The sequence below is a fragment of the Streptomyces sp. NPDC039609 genome, assembly GCF_055596705.1.
The window spans coordinates 51,385-64,770 of record NZ_JBVIUJ010000014.1 but is presented as its reverse complement, the minus strand read 5'-3'; the positions used below and the strand labels follow the sequence as shown (position 1 = coordinate 64,770).

Sequence of the window (13,386 nt, the reverse complement as noted above, 5' to 3'; positions counted from 1 at the left end):
GCGTGAACCTGCTGCTTGCCGAGGTGGCCCAGGCCACCCAGCGGCTGGCCGACGCCGGCGTTCCCTCTCCGCGTTTCGACGCGGAGGAGCTCGCCGCGTTCGTGCACGGCGTCAAGCGGGGGGAGCTGCACAACGTCAAGGACGCGGACTTCGACGCCCGCTACTGGGAGGCGGTCGCCCGCCGGGAGGCGCGCGAACCGCTCCAGCACATCACCGGCCGGGCGTTCTTCCGCTACCTGGAGCTCCAGGTCGGGCCGGGCGTCTTCGTGCCCCGTCCGGAGACCGAGTCGGTCGTCGGCTGGGCCATAGACGCCGTACGGGCCATGGACGTCGTCGAGCCGCTGATCGTCGACCTGTGCACCGGTTCGGGCGCGATCGCGCTCGCCATGGCGCAGGAGGTGCCGCGCTCGCGCGTGCACGCCGTGGAGCTCTCGGACAACGCGCTGGTGTGGACCCGTAAGAACGCCGAGGGTTCGCGGGTCACCGTGCACCAGGGCGACGCGCTGAGCGCGCTGCCGGAGCTCGACGGCCAGGTCGACCTGGTCATCTCCAACCCGCCGTACATCCCGCTGACCGAGTGGGAGTACGTCGCGCCCGAGGCGCGGGACCACGACCCGGAGATGGCGCTGTTCTCCGGCGAGGACGGCCTCGACACGATCCGGGGGATCGAGCGCACCGCGCACCGGCTGCTGCGCCCGGGGGGTCTCGTCGTGATCGAACACGCGGACACCCAGGGCGGCCAGGTGCCGTGGATCTTCAACGAGGAGGCCGGCTGGGCGGACGCAGCCGACCACCCCGACCTGAACAACCGGCCGCGCTTCGCCACCGCCCGCAAGGCGATGCCGTGAACCGCACCGCCATGACCACGCTTGTGTATGAGGAGGCCCGCTGATGGCTCGGCGATACGACTGCAACGAGGCGACGGACCGTGCGACCGGTCTGCGCGAGGCCGCGTCCGCCGTTCGTCGTGGCGAGCTGGTCGTGCTGCCCACCGACACCGTGTACGGGATCGGCGCGGACGCCTTCAGCTCTGAGGCGGTCGCGGACCTGCTGGACGCCAAGGGCCGGGGCCGCAATATGCCCACGCCCGTTCTCATCGGCTCCCCGAACACGCTGCACGGGCTCGTCACCGACTTCTCCGAGCAGGCGTGGGAGCTCGTCGACGCGTTCTGGCCGGGCGCGCTGACGCTGGTCGCCAAGCACCAGCCGTCGCTGCAGTGGGACCTGGGGGACACCCGGGGCACGGTGGCGATCCGGATGCCGCTGCACCCGGTCGCGATCGAGCTGCTCACCGAGGTCGGTCCGATGGCCGTCTCCTCGGCGAACCTGACGGGCCACCCGTCGCCGGAGGACTGCGACGCGGCGCAGGGCATGCTGGGCGACTCCGTCTCGGTGTACCTCGACGGCGGCCCTACCCCCGGGATCGTCCCGTCGTCGATCGTGGACGTCACCGGCAAGGTGCCCGTCCTGCTGCGCGAGGGTGCGCTGTCCCCGGAGGAGCTCCGGAAGGTCGTACCCGACCTCGAGGTGGCCAATTGACCGCCCCTGAGGGGCGTGGCATAGCGGGGCACGAGAGCAGTTCCTTCCGCATTCTCCACGTCAGCACCGGCAACGTCTGCCGCTCGCCGATCACCGAGCGGCTGACCCGCCATGCCCTGTGCGACCGCCTGGGCGACCCCCGGGGCGGCGGCCTGATCGTGGAGAGCGCGGGCACGTGGGGCCACGAGGGCGCCCCGATGGAGGCCAACGCGGAGCTGGTCCTCGCCGACTTCGGCGCGGACGCGAGCGGCTTCGTGGGGCGCGAGCTCCTCGACGAGCACGTCATCCGCGCGGACCTGGTCCTGACGGCGACCCGGGACCACCGGGCGCAGGTCATCTCGATGGGCCACTCGGCGGGTCTGCGCACCTTCACCCTGAAGGAGTTCACCCGGCTCGTCCGCGCCATAGATCCCGCGACTCTGCCGGACCCCTTGGACGACGGCATGGTCGAACGCGCCCGCGCCCTGGTCCGCGCGGCGGCGGCTCTACGCGGGTGGCTCCTGGCCCCGAACGCGGAGGCGGACGAGGTGAACGACCCGTACGGTGCGCCGATCACGTTCTTCCGCTCCATCGGCGAGGAGATCAATACGGCGCTGGATCCGGTCGTGACGGCGCTGACGGGTGTGTCTGCGCGTCGTTGACGGGTGGCTGCCTACGTCCGACGGCCGGAGGGCGGCGCAGCGGCCCGATGCCTGAGAGGCCCCCTGGGGCCGAGCAGTGCGAGGGGTGCGTCGGGAGCGGGGCTCAACACGGCGCTGGATCCGGTCGTGACGGCGCTACCAGCTCCTGCGCGTCGTTTGACGGGCCCCTGCGCGGGGTTGACGGGGCCCCTGCGCGTCGTTGACGGATGGGCTGGGTGTCGGAGGAACCCGGGCGCCAGGGCCATCCGGCCCAGAGGCTTGGTGAACATCGGGCAAAGCCGTGCCGACGCGCCTACATTGGAGCTGAAGCCCAGCCCACGCCTGGAGCCAACGATGCCGGTCACCGCTCCCCCCGAAGAGGATCTCGACGTCCTGCGCCGGCAGGACCCGGAGATCGCCGACGTGCTGCTCGGGGAGGTGCGCCGGCAGTCCGACAGCCTTCAGCTGATCGCGGCCGAGAACTTCACCTCGCCCGCCGTCCTCGCCGCCCTCGGCTCCCCGCTCGCCAACAAGTACGCCGAGGGCTATCCCGGCGCACGCCACCACGGCGGCTGCGAGTTCGTCGACGCCGCCGAGCGAATCGCCGTGGACCGGGCCAAGGCGCTCTTCGGAGCCGAGCACGCCAACGTGCAGGCCCACTCCGGTTCCTCCGCCGTCCTCGCCGCCTACGCGGCCCTCCTGCGGCCCGGGGACACCGTCCTCGCCATGGGCCTCGAACACGGCGGCCATCTCACCCACGGCTCGCCCGCCAACTTCTCCGGCCGCTGGTTCGACTTCGTGCCCTACGGCGTCGACGCCGAGACCGGACTCGTCGACTACGAACAGGTCGCCGCCCTCGCCCGCCACCACCGCCCCAAGGCGATCGTCTGCGGCTCCATCTCCTACCCCCGCCACCTCGACTACGCGCTCTTCCGCGAGATCGCCGACGAGACCGGCGCCTATCTCATCGCCGACGCCGCCCACCCCATCGGCCTCGTCGCAGGGGGAGCGGCACCCAACCCCGTCCCGTACGCCGATGTGGTGTGCGCCACCACGCACAAGGTGCTCCGCGGTCCGCGCGGCGGGATGATCCTCTGCGGCGCCGAGCTCGCCGGCCGCGTCGACCGTGCCGTGTTCCCCTTCACGCAGGGCGGCGCCCAGATGCACACCATCGCCGCCAAGGCCGTCGCCTTCGGGGAGGCGGCGACGCCCGCATTCGCCGCGTACGCCCATCAGGTGGTCGCGCACGCCCGCGTCCTCGCCGACGCGCTCGCCGCGGAGGGCTTCGCCGTCACCACCGGCGGCACCGACACCCACCTGATCACGGCGGATCCCGCCCCGCTCGGCATCGAGGGCCGCACCGCCCGGATGCGCCTCCTCGCCGCCGGCATGGTCCTCGACACCTGTGCTCTTCCTTACGGGGACGGACGCGGCATCCGGCTCGGTACGGCTGCCGTCACCACCCAGGGGATGGGTGCCAGGGAGATGGCCCGGATCGCCGCGTTGTTCACGATCGCGCTACGGGACAAGCCCGAGGAGACGGCGCGGGTACGCGCCGAAGTGCGCGAACTGTCCGGGCGATTTCCCCCGTATGGATGGTGATGGCAGGCGGAGCGCAACCATCCTCGCGGGCCGAATGTCCTCAAGCACATGGACAGCACGGCTAGGGTGTGGGGCTGAGATGGCCAGCGATTCCTGTGGGGCAGCCCGTGCGTGATTACCTGCTGACGCTCTGTGTCACGGCCGCGGTGACCTATCTGCTGACCGGTCCGGTGCGGAAGTTCGCCATCGCGACCGGGGCGATGCCGGAGATCCGTGCCCGAGACGTACACCGAGAACCGACTCCGCGGCTCGGTGGCATCGCCATGTTCTTCGGGCTGTGCGCCGGACTGCTGGTCGCCGACCACCTCCAGAACCTCAACAGCGTCTTCGAGCTCTCCAACGAACCCCGGGCGCTGCTGTCAGGAGCCGCGCTGATCTGGCTGATCGGTGTCCTCGACGACAAGTTCGAGCTGGACGCCCTCATCAAGCTGGGCGCGCAGATGATCTCCGCCGGCGTGATGGTGATCCAGGGTCTGACGATCCTGTGGCTGCCGATCCCCGGTGTCGGCACGGTCGCCCTCACCCGCGGGCAGGGCACGCTCCTCACGGTCGCCCTGGTGGTCCTCACCATCAACGCCGTGAACTTCGTGGACGGCCTCGACGGCCTCGCCGCCGGCATGGTCTGCATCGCCGCCGCGGCCTTCTTCCTGTACGCCTATCGCCTCTGGTACGGCTACACGATCGAGGCCGCCGCCCCCGCCACGCTCTTCGCCGCGATCCTCATGGGCATGTGTCTGGGCTTCCTGCCGCACAACATGCATCCGGCCAGGATCTTCATGGGCGACTCCGGCTCGATGCTGATCGGTCTGATCCTGGCCGCCTCGGCGATCTCGATCACCGGCCAGGTCGACCCGGACGCGCTGAAGATCTTCGAGGGCTCGACCCGCCAGGCCACCCACGCCGCGCTCCCGGTCTTCATCCCGCTCGTCCTGCCGCTGACGATCATCGCGATCCCGATGGCCGACCTGATCCTCGCCATCGTGCGCCGTACCTGGAACGGCCAGTCACCGTTCGCGGCCGACCGCGGGCATCTGCACCACCGGCTTCTGGAGATCGGGCACTCGCACAGCCGTGCCGTGCTGATCATGTACTTCTGGTCGGCGCTGATCGCCTTCGGGACGCTCGCGTACTCGGTGCACTCGGCATCCATGTGGATCGTGCTCGTGGTCGTACTGCTCAGCGCGATCGGTCTGGTGCTGCTCCTGCTGCCGCGCTTCTCGCCGCGAGCCCCGCGGTGGGCGGAGTCCTTCGTACCGCCCCGCTACCGGCGCCGTAAGCGGGTGGCCGCGGGGCCCATGGGCACGGGAGCCGAGGCACCGGTCTCCGCGTCCGTGGAGGAGCCTCTGGAGGAGCGCATCCCGGTCCCGGCCGGAGTCAACGGCGCCACCGCCATCGGCCACCGTTCGCGCTTCACCGACCGGCGGAAGGCCGGAACGCCGAGTTGACGAACGCCGCAATGGCGTCCAATACCAGACAAGTCCACCGCGCGTCGTGCACACACGCGCGCGGTAACTCTCATGTGTGACAGTCAGCACACTTCACGGGTAAAGAACTACTCAAATAGTTTGTGATACCGTTCACGAGACCCGGCGACAGAGCCGAAGGACCGTAGTGCGACGGTTCATTGGCCCCGAGACTCACCTCGGACCGGGCTTTACGCTCGTCCCTGACGACACCATCGCCCCCACCAGCAACAGCGGAGACACCGCCATGCCGTCCAACGACGCACGCATCCTTCTTTCGGCCGCCATTCCCACTGCTGCCACCGGCGCCATCGCCGCGGTCATCAGCGGCGTGGTCGCCGGCGGGAAGGGTGCGATCGGCGCCGTCATCGGCTGCGCGGTCGTCATCGCGTTCATGGGTATCGGGCTCGTGGTGCTCCAGCGGACGGCCAAGTCGTACCCGCACCTGTTCCAGGCGATGGGTCTTCTGCTCTACACGACCCAGCTGCTGCTTCTCTTCGTCTTGATGCTGTTGCTCAAGAACACCACGTTCTTCGACTTCAAGGCTTTCGCCTTCACCCTGCTCGCGTCGACCCTCGTCTGGATCGCCGCGCAGGCGCGTGCCTACATGAAGGCCAAGATCATGTACATCGACGACCCCAAGAAGCCGGGGTCGTCGACGTGAGGGGTAGGGCCGGGATAAAGGCGCATTCGGCTTCCTGCTATCGTCCGGTGCCAACTGCGGCACTGCGGGCGCGGGCATCCGAGCTGACGCCTGTCCCAGCGCGAGGCTCGATGCCGAACCGCCGCCCCCTTATCCGTAAGACCAGTCCAGTGCCGACCCGCGGCTGCGTGCCGCGCCGACACAACGAGGTTGCCGTACCTATGCGCCACGCTGAAGGAGCCCGCGGTGAGTGCTGACCAGACGCTTGCCTTCGACCCGGATTGCCACATCTTCAGTGGATGTGGCTTCCCGGCGCCGGGCCTGCACACGTTCATGTACGAGCCCATCGCCACGGTGGCCGGCATCGAGATCACCAAGCCGATGCTGCTTGCTCTGCTGGGCTCCATCGTGGTCGTCGGGTTCTTCTGGGCCGCCTTCAACAAGCCCAAGCTGATCCCCGGCAAGATGCAGATGGTCGGCGAGGCCGGTTACGACTTCGTTCGCCGCGGCATCGTCTACGAGATCATCGGCAAGAAGGACGGCGAGAAGTACGTCCCCTTCATGGTGTCGCTGTTCTTCTTCGTCTGGATCATGAACCTCTGGTCGATCATTCCGCTCGCCCAGTTCCCGGTCACGTCGCTGATCGCCTTCCCGGCCGGTCTCGCGCTGATCGTGTACGTCATGTGGATCTCGCTGACCTTCAAGAAGCACGGCTTCGTCGGCGGCTGGAAGAACATCGTCGGTTACGACAAGTCCCTCGGCGCGATCCTCCCGATGGTCGTCGTCCTCGAGTTCTTCTCGAACCTCATCATCCGGCCCTTCACGCACGCGGTCCGACTGTTCGCGAACATGTTCGCCGGTCACCTGCTGATCGTGATGTTCTCGCTGGCCACCTGGTACCTGATGAACGGCCTGGGCTTCGTCTACGCCGGCGCCTCGTTCGTCATGGTCCTCGTGATGACGGCCTTCGAGCTCTTCATCCAGGCCGTCCAGGCGTACGTCTTCGTCCTCCTGGCCTGCAGCTACATCCAGGGCGCGCTCGCCGAGCACCACTGAGCGACTCCCGCCCGGGATTCAGCTACACCCCCAATCCAACAGTCGTCCGGTGGCCAACCCCCACCGGGTCATTGAAAGAGAAGGAAGTAACGGCATGTCCGCTGCTCTCGACATGGTCAACCTCGCCGCCTCGGCCAAGGAGAACGTGGTCGGCAACGTCGCGTCGATCGGCTACGGCCTGGCCGCGATCGGCCCCGGCGTCGGCGTCGGCATCATCTTCGGTAACGGTACGCAGGCCCTCGCCCGCCAGCCCGAGGCCGCCGGTCTGATCCGCACCAACCAGATCATGGGCTTCGCCTTCTGTGAGGCGCTCGCCCTCATCGGCATCGTCATGGGCTTCGTCTACCAGTAAATCGGACCGACAGCCCACACCTTTTTACGGAAGGCACTGATGTGAACGCTCTGCTTCTTGCGGCGGAGGAGCCCCAGCCTCCTCTGATCCCGCATCTTGACGAGCTCGTCATCGGCCTGATCGCCTTCGTCATCGTCTTCGGCTTCCTCGCCAAGAAGCTCCTCCCGAACATCAACAAGGTTCTGGAAGAGCGTCGGCAGGCCATCGAGGGTGGCATCGAGAAGGCCGAGTCGGCCCAGATCGAGGCCCAGAGTGTGCTGGAGCAGTACAAGGCCCAGCTCGCCGAGGCCCGCCATGAGGCCGCGCGTCTTCGCCAGGAGGCGACGGAGCAGGGCACCGCGATCATCCAGGAGATGAAGGCGGAAGGCCAGCGCCAGCGCGAGGAGATCATCGCGGCCGGTCACACGCAGATCGAGGCCGACCGCAAGGCCGCGGCGACCTCGCTGCGCCAGGACGTGGGCAAGCTCGCCACCGACCTGGCCGGCAAGCTGGTCGGCGAGTCCCTTGAGGACCACGCCCGCCAGAGCCGCACGATCGACCGCTTCCTCGACGAGCTCGAGGAGAAGGCCGAGGCCGTCCGATGAACGGAGCGAGCCGTGAAGCACTGGCCGCCGCACGAGAGTCCCTCGACGCGCTGACCGACAACACCTCGGTCGACGCCGCGAAGCTCGCGGGCGAGCTGGCCGCAGTCACCGCGCTGCTCGACCGCGAGGTGTCGCTGCGTCGGGTCCTGACCGACCCGGCGCAGGCGGGCGAGGCCAAGGCCGAGCTCGCCGGGCGACTGCTCGGTGGTCAGGTGGGCGGGGAGACCGTCGACCTGGTGTCCGGCATGGTGCGTTCCCGCTGGTCGTCCTCGCGTGACCTGGTCGACTCGGCCGAGGAGCTGGCGAACACCGCCGACCTCACCGCGGCACAGCGGGCCGGCGCGCTGGACGACGTCGAGGACGAGCTGTTCCGGTTCGGCCGGATCGTCACCTCCAGCACCGAGCTCCGCTCGGCGCTGACGGACAAGGCCGCCACCGCCTCCGCCAAGGGCGAGCTGCTGCGCAGCCTGCTCGGCGGCAAGGCCAACGCGGTCACCGAGCGTCTGGTCGGCCGTCTCGTGACCCAGCCGCGTGGACGTAGCCTGGAAGCGGGACTCGAGTCCCTCTCCAAGCTCGCCGCGGCGCGCCGGGACCGGATGGTCGCCGTCGTGACCTCGGCGGTGCCGCTGACCGATCAGCAGAAGCAGCGCCTCGGTGCCGTCCTGGCCAAGCTGTACGGCCGCCAGATGCACCTGAACCTCGACGTGGACCCGGCGGTCCTCGGCGGGATCACGGTGCAGGTCGGTGACGAGGTCATCAACGGCACCATCGCGGAGCGCCTCGACGAGGCGACCCGGCGACTGGCCGGCTGACGTCAGCCGGCAACTGAACACAGCATCACCTGCGGCCCGGTTGGGCCGTGCAGAGATTGCAGAAGATTCCTGGGGGTCGGCCCCCAGACCCCCAAGAAGACTTCGGGCCCAACAAGGAGAGCAGGGAACCCAGATGGCGGAGCTCACGATCCGGCCGGAGGAGATCCGGGACGCGCTGGAGACCTTTGTCCAGTCGTACCAGCCGGACGCGGCCTCGCGCGAGGAGGTCGGAACGGTCAGCCTGGCCGGCGACGGCATTGCCAAGGTGGAGGGTCTTCCCTCGGCCATGGCGAACGAGCTGCTGAAGTTCGAGGACGGCACCCTCGGTCTCGCCCTCAACCTCGAGGAGCGCGAGATCGGTGCGATCGTCCTCGGCGAGTTCAGCGGTATCGAGGAGGGCCAGCCGGTGCAGCGCACCGGTGAGGTTCTCTCCGTAGGTGTCGGCGAGGGCTACCTCGGCCGCGTCGTCGACCCGCTCGGCAACCCGATCGACGGCCTCGGCGAGATCGCGACCGAGGGCCGCCGCGCCCTCGAGCTGCAGGCCCCGGGCGTTATGGCCCGTAAGTCGGTCCACGAGCCGATGGAGACCGGCTACAAGGCCGTCGACGCCATGACGCCGGTCGGCCGTGGCCAGCGTCAGCTGATCATCGGCGACCGTCAGACCGGCAAGACCGCGCTGTGCGTCGACACGATCATCAACCAGCGTGACAACTGGCGCTCGGGCGACGTGAACAAGCAGGTCCGCTGCATCTACGTCGCCGTCGGCCAGAAGGGCTCGACCATCGCGTCCGTTCGTGGCGCCCTGGAAGAGGCCGGAGCCCTCGAGTACACGACGATCGTCGCCGCCCCGGCGTCCGACCCGGCCGGCTTCAAGTACCTGGCGCCGTACACCGGCTCCGCCATCGGTCAGCACTGGATGTACCAGGGCAAGCACGTCCTGATCGTCTTCGACGACCTGTCGAAGCAGGCCGACGCCTACCGCGCCGTGTCGCTGCTGCTGCGCCGCCCGCCGGGCCGTGAGGCCTACCCGGGTGACGTCTTCTACCTGCACTCCCGTCTGCTCGAGCGCTGCGCCAAGCTCTCGGACGAGCTGGGTGCCGGTTCGATGACCGGTCTGCCGATCGTCGAGACCAAGGCGAACGACGTGTCGGCGTTCATTCCGACCAACGTCATCTCCATCACCGACGGCCAGTGCTTCCTGGAGTCCGACCTGTTCAACGCCGGCCAGCGCCCGGCCCTGAACGTCGGTATCTCGGTGTCCCGTGTCGGTGGCTCCGCCCAGCACAAGGCGATGAAGCAGATCTCCGGTCGCCTCCGTGTCGACCTGGCCCAGTTCCGTGAGCTGGAGGCGTTCGCCGCCTTCGGTTCGGACCTGGACGCCGCGTCGAAGGCGCAGCTGGAGCGTGGTCAGCGCATGGTCGAGCTGCTCAAGCAGGCTCAGTACCAGCCGATGCCCACCGAGAACCAGGTCGTTTCCGTCTGGGCCGGCACCACCGGCAAGATGGACGACGTCCCGGTGGCCGACATCCGTCGCTTCGAGGCCGAGATGCTGGCGTACCTGCGCCAGAGCCACTCCGGTCTCATGGCCTCCATCCGTGAGGGCGGCAAGATGTCGGACGACACCCTGCAGTCCGTGGCCGACGCCATCGCGGAGTTCAAGAAGCAGTTCGAGACTTCTGACGGGAAGCTGCTGGGCGACGACGCTTCCGCTGCCGTCAACGTCTCGAAGTGACGACGGAAGGGACCTGACTCATGGGAGCGCAGCTCCGGGTCTACAAGCGTCGCATCAAATCCGTCACCGCGACGAAGAAGATCACCAAGGCGATGGAGATGATCGCCGCCTCGCGCGTCGTCAAGGCGCAGCGCAAGGTGCAGGCGTCGACCCCGTACGCGATCGAGCTGACCCGCGCGGTCACCGCGGTCGCCACGGGTGCGAACGACAAGCACCCGCTGACCACCGAGGCGGAGAACCCGACCCGTGCCGCGGTCCTGCTCCTCTCGAGCGACCGCGGTCTGGCCGGCGCCTTCAACTCCAACGCCATCAAGGCGGCGGAGAAGCTGACGAGGAAGCTGGAGAGCGAGGGCCGCGAGGTCGACATCTATGTCGTCGGCCGCCGTGGTATCTCGCACTACAACTTCCGTGAGCGCAAGCTGGCCGACACGTGGACCGGCTTCACGGATCAGCCGGAGTACGCGGACGCCAAGAAGATCGCGGCCCCGCTGATCGAGGCGATCGAGAAGGACACGGCCGAGGGCGGAGTGGACGAGCTCCACATCGTCTACACCGAGTTCGTCTCGATGATGACGCAGACGGCGGTCGAGGCCCGGCTGCTGCCCCTCAGCCTCGATGAGGTGGCGAAGGAGGCGGGCGAGCAGGACACGCTCCGTCCGCTGTACGACTTCGAGCCGTCGGCGGAGGACGTCCTCGACGCCCTTCTGCCGCGCTACGTCGAAAGCCGTATCTACAACGCGCTGCTCCAGTCGGCTGCCTCCAAGCACGCCGCCACGCGCCGCGCGATGAAGTCGGCGACCGACAACGCGGGAGACTTGATCAACAACCTCTCCCGACTTGCCAACGCGGCCCGCCAGGCCGAAATCACCCAGGAAATCAGCGAGATCGTCGGTGGCACCGCAGCCCTGGCCGACGCGACCGCGGGGAGTGACAAGTAATGACGACCACTGTTGAGACGGCCGCCGCCACGGGCCGCGTCGCCCGGGTCATCGGCCCGGTCGTCGACGTGGAGTTCCCCGTCGACGCGATGCCGGAGATCTACAACGCGCTGAACGTCCAGGTTCCGGACCCGGCCGAGGAGGGCGCGACCAAGACGCTGACCCTCGAGGTCGCCCAGCACCTCGGTGACGGCGTTGTCCGCACCATCTCGATGCAGCCCACCGACGGCCTGGTCCGCCAGGCCCCGGTGACCGACACCGGCACGGGCATCACGGTGCCCGTCGGTGACGTCACCAAGGGCCGCGTGTTCAACACGCTGGGTCAGGTGCTGAACGCGGACGAGTCCACCGTGGCCGACGCGCCGCGCTGGACCATCCACCGCAAGGCCCCGGCCTTCGACCAGCTCGAGTCCAAGACCGAGATGTTCGAGACCGGCCTGAAGGTCGTCGACCTTCTCACCCCGTACGTCAAGGGTGGAAAGATCGGTCTGTTCGGTGGTGCCGGTGTCGGCAAGACCGTTCTGATCCAGGAAATGATCGTCCGTGTGGCCAAGCTGCACGACGGTGTGTCGGTCTTCGCGGGCGTCGGCGAGCGCACCCGTGAGGGCAACGACCTCATGGTGGAGATGGACGAGGCCGGCGTTCTGGACAAGACCGCGCTGGTCTTCGGCCAGATGGACGAGCCCCCGGGCACCCGTCTGCGCGTGGCCCTGGCCGGTCTGACCATGGCGGAGTACTTCCGCGATGTGCAGAAGCAGGACGTGCTGTTCTTCATCGACAACATCTTCCGCTTCACGCAGGCCGGCTCCGAGGTCTCGACCCTGCTCGGCCGTATGCCCTCCGCCGTGGGTTACCAGCCGAACCTGGCCGACGAGATGGGTCTCCTCCAGGAGCGCATCACCTCGACCCGTGGTCACTCGATCACCTCGATGCAGGCGATCTACGTCCCCGCGGACGACCTGACCGACCCGGCTCCGGCCACCACCTTCGCCCACCTCGACGCGACGACGGTTCTCTCCCGTCCGATCTCCGAGAAGGGCATCTACCCGGCCGTGGACCCGCTGGACTCCACGTCCCGGATCCTGGACCCGCGTTACATCGCGCAGGACCACTACGACGCCGCCATGCGCGTCAAGGGCATCCTGCAGAAGTACAAGGACCTCCAGGACATCATCGCGATTCTCGGTATCGACGAGCTGAGCGAGGAGGACAAGCTCGTTGTCCACCGCGCCCGCCGTGTCGAGCGCTTCCTGTCCCAGAACACCCACGCGGCGAAGCAGTTCACCGGTGTGGACGGTTCGGACGTTCCGCTCGACGAGTCGATCGCCGCGTTCAACGCGATCTGCGACGGTGAGTACGACCACTTCCCCGAGCAGGCCTTCTTCATGTGTGGTGGCGTCGAGGACCTCAAGAAGAACGCCAAGGAGCTTGGCGTCTCCTGAGCCCCGTGCTCTCGTGAGGGGGGCGGGTGTGTCCCGTCCCCCTCGTCACGCCCATTAGAATTGACCCCAACACCCGGCACGACCGCCGGGTGGTGACCCGAGGAGCCACCCTTGGCTGCTGAGCTGCACGTCGAGCTGGTCGCCGCGGACCGGAGTGTCTGGTCCGGCGAGGCCACCTTGGTCATCGCACGCACCACCTCCGGCGACATCGGCGTCATGCCCGGCCACCAGCCGCTGCTCGGTGTGCTGGAGTCGGGCCCGGTGACCATCCGTACCAGCGAGGGCGAGACCGTCGTCGCCGCTGTGCACGGTGGATTCATCTCGTTCGCCGACGACAAGCTGTCTCTGCTCGCGGAGATCGTCGAGCTGGCGGACGAGATCGACGCCCAGCGCGCCGAGCGTGCGCTGGAGCGCGCCAAGTCGGAGTCGGACGCCGCCGCCGAGCGTCGCGCCGATGTCCGGTTGCGTGCGGTAGCGGTCCGCTAGCGGACCGCGCCGAGAGTTGTGCCCTCAGCCGCGGCACGGCTGGAATTCTCCAGACCGTGTCGCGGCTGAGGCGATGCATTTGCAGGTTGTATTCGGTTACGCCGGCGAAGCCGGTCA

14 protein-coding genes are annotated in these 13,386 nt (G+C 68.4%); all 14 read left to right on the top strand.

The window, feature by feature from the left end:
* Positions 1–2 precede the first annotated feature (2 nt).
* The 14 genes from prmC (at position 3) to ACZ561_RS33025 (ending at position 13,269) form a co-directional block, all read left to right on the top strand.
* Positions 3–848 (top strand): peptide chain release factor N(5)-glutamine methyltransferase, encoded by an 846-nt coding sequence (gene prmC, locus ACZ561_RS33090; protein WP_329115878.1) that lies wholly within the window; start codon positions 3–5, stop codon positions 846–848.
* Between the two features lie 43 nt (positions 849–891).
* On the top strand, positions 892–1,539 hold the full coding sequence (locus ACZ561_RS33085) for an L-threonylcarbamoyladenylate synthase (protein WP_376433452.1): 648 nt from the start codon (positions 892–894) through the stop codon (positions 1,537–1,539).
* Positions 1,536–2,180: an arsenate reductase/protein-tyrosine-phosphatase family protein gene (locus ACZ561_RS33080; protein ID WP_471002218.1), complete on the top strand. Its 645-nt coding sequence runs from the start codon at positions 1,536–1,538 to the stop codon at positions 2,178–2,180. The genes ACZ561_RS33085 and ACZ561_RS33080 overlap by 4 nt, the downstream gene beginning before the upstream one ends.
* A gap of 333 nt (positions 2,181–2,513) precedes the next feature.
* The gene (locus tag ACZ561_RS33075) at positions 2,514–3,761 is read left to right on the top strand and encodes a serine hydroxymethyltransferase (RefSeq protein WP_471002215.1); all 1,248 of its coding nucleotides are present in this window, start codon (positions 2,514–2,516) and stop codon (positions 3,759–3,761) included.
* Between the two features lie 107 nt (positions 3,762–3,868).
* On the top strand, positions 3,869–5,206 hold the full coding sequence (locus ACZ561_RS33070; protein WP_471002212.1) for an MraY family glycosyltransferase: 1,338 nt from the start codon (positions 3,869–3,871) through the stop codon (positions 5,204–5,206).
* Between the two features lie 265 nt (positions 5,207–5,471).
* Positions 5,472–5,888 (top strand): hypothetical protein, encoded by a 417-nt coding sequence (locus tag ACZ561_RS33065; protein WP_260227957.1) that lies wholly within the window; start codon positions 5,472–5,474, stop codon positions 5,886–5,888.
* A 225-nt stretch (positions 5,889–6,113) separates the two neighbouring features.
* Positions 6,114–6,923: a F0F1 ATP synthase subunit A gene (gene atpB / locus ACZ561_RS33060; RefSeq protein WP_376433460.1), complete on the top strand. Its 810-nt coding sequence runs from the start codon at positions 6,114–6,116 to the stop codon at positions 6,921–6,923.
* 94 nt (positions 6,924–7,017) lie between these two features.
* Complete coding sequence (gene atpE / locus ACZ561_RS33055) at positions 7,018–7,275, top strand: ATP synthase F0 subunit C (protein ID WP_158990502.1); 258 nt, start codon at positions 7,018–7,020, stop codon at positions 7,273–7,275.
* 41 nt (positions 7,276–7,316) lie between these two features.
* Positions 7,317–7,859 (top strand): F0F1 ATP synthase subunit B, encoded by a 543-nt coding sequence (locus tag ACZ561_RS33050; RefSeq protein WP_376433462.1) that lies wholly within the window; start codon positions 7,317–7,319, stop codon positions 7,857–7,859.
* Positions 7,856–8,671: a F0F1 ATP synthase subunit delta gene (locus ACZ561_RS33045; RefSeq protein ID WP_471002207.1), complete on the top strand. Its 816-nt coding sequence runs from the start codon at positions 7,856–7,858 to the stop codon at positions 8,669–8,671. The genes ACZ561_RS33050 and ACZ561_RS33045 overlap by 4 nt, the downstream gene beginning before the upstream one ends.
* A gap of 133 nt (positions 8,672–8,804) precedes the next feature.
* Complete coding sequence (gene atpA / locus ACZ561_RS33040; protein ID WP_376433466.1) at positions 8,805–10,403, top strand: F0F1 ATP synthase subunit alpha; 1,599 nt, start codon at positions 8,805–8,807, stop codon at positions 10,401–10,403.
* A 20-nt stretch (positions 10,404–10,423) separates the two neighbouring features.
* Positions 10,424–11,341, top strand: a complete 918-nt coding sequence (locus ACZ561_RS33035) for a F0F1 ATP synthase subunit gamma (RefSeq protein WP_471002204.1) — start codon at positions 10,424–10,426, stop codon at positions 11,339–11,341.
* Complete coding sequence (gene atpD / locus ACZ561_RS33030) at positions 11,341–12,783, top strand: F0F1 ATP synthase subunit beta (RefSeq protein ID WP_471002201.1); 1,443 nt, start codon at positions 11,341–11,343, stop codon at positions 12,781–12,783. Before ACZ561_RS33035 ends, atpD begins: the two co-directional genes overlap by 1 nt.
* Positions 12,784–12,894: 111 nt before the next feature.
* Complete coding sequence (locus ACZ561_RS33025; RefSeq protein ID WP_352188973.1) at positions 12,895–13,269, top strand: F0F1 ATP synthase subunit epsilon; 375 nt, start codon at positions 12,895–12,897, stop codon at positions 13,267–13,269.
* Positions 13,270–13,386: the final 117 nt, after the last annotated feature.

Excerpts from the sequence above, each read along its gene's own strand:
- ACZ561_RS33035 (WP_471002204.1), top strand. The coding sequence starts at position 10,424 with ATGGGAGCGCAGCTCCGGGTCTACAAGCGTCGCATCAAATCCGTCACC.
- ACZ561_RS33065 (WP_260227957.1), top strand. The coding sequence starts at position 5,472 with ATGCCGTCCAACGACGCACGCATCCTTCTTTCGGCCGCCATTCCCACT.
- ACZ561_RS33075 (WP_471002215.1), top strand. The coding sequence starts at position 2,514 with ATGCCGGTCACCGCTCCCCCCGAAGAGGATCTCGACGTCCTGCGCCGG.
- atpA (WP_376433466.1), top strand. The coding sequence starts at position 8,805 with ATGGCGGAGCTCACGATCCGGCCGGAGGAGATCCGGGACGCGCTGGAG.
- ACZ561_RS33085 (WP_376433452.1), top strand. The coding sequence starts at position 892 with ATGGCTCGGCGATACGACTGCAACGAGGCGACGGACCGTGCGACCGGT.
- atpE (WP_158990502.1), top strand. The coding sequence starts at position 7,018 with ATGTCCGCTGCTCTCGACATGGTCAACCTCGCCGCCTCGGCCAAGGAG.
- ACZ561_RS33045 (WP_471002207.1), top strand. The coding sequence starts at position 7,856 with ATGAACGGAGCGAGCCGTGAAGCACTGGCCGCCGCACGAGAGTCCCTC.
- atpD (WP_471002201.1), top strand. The coding sequence starts at position 11,341 with ATGACGACCACTGTTGAGACGGCCGCCGCCACGGGCCGCGTCGCCCGG.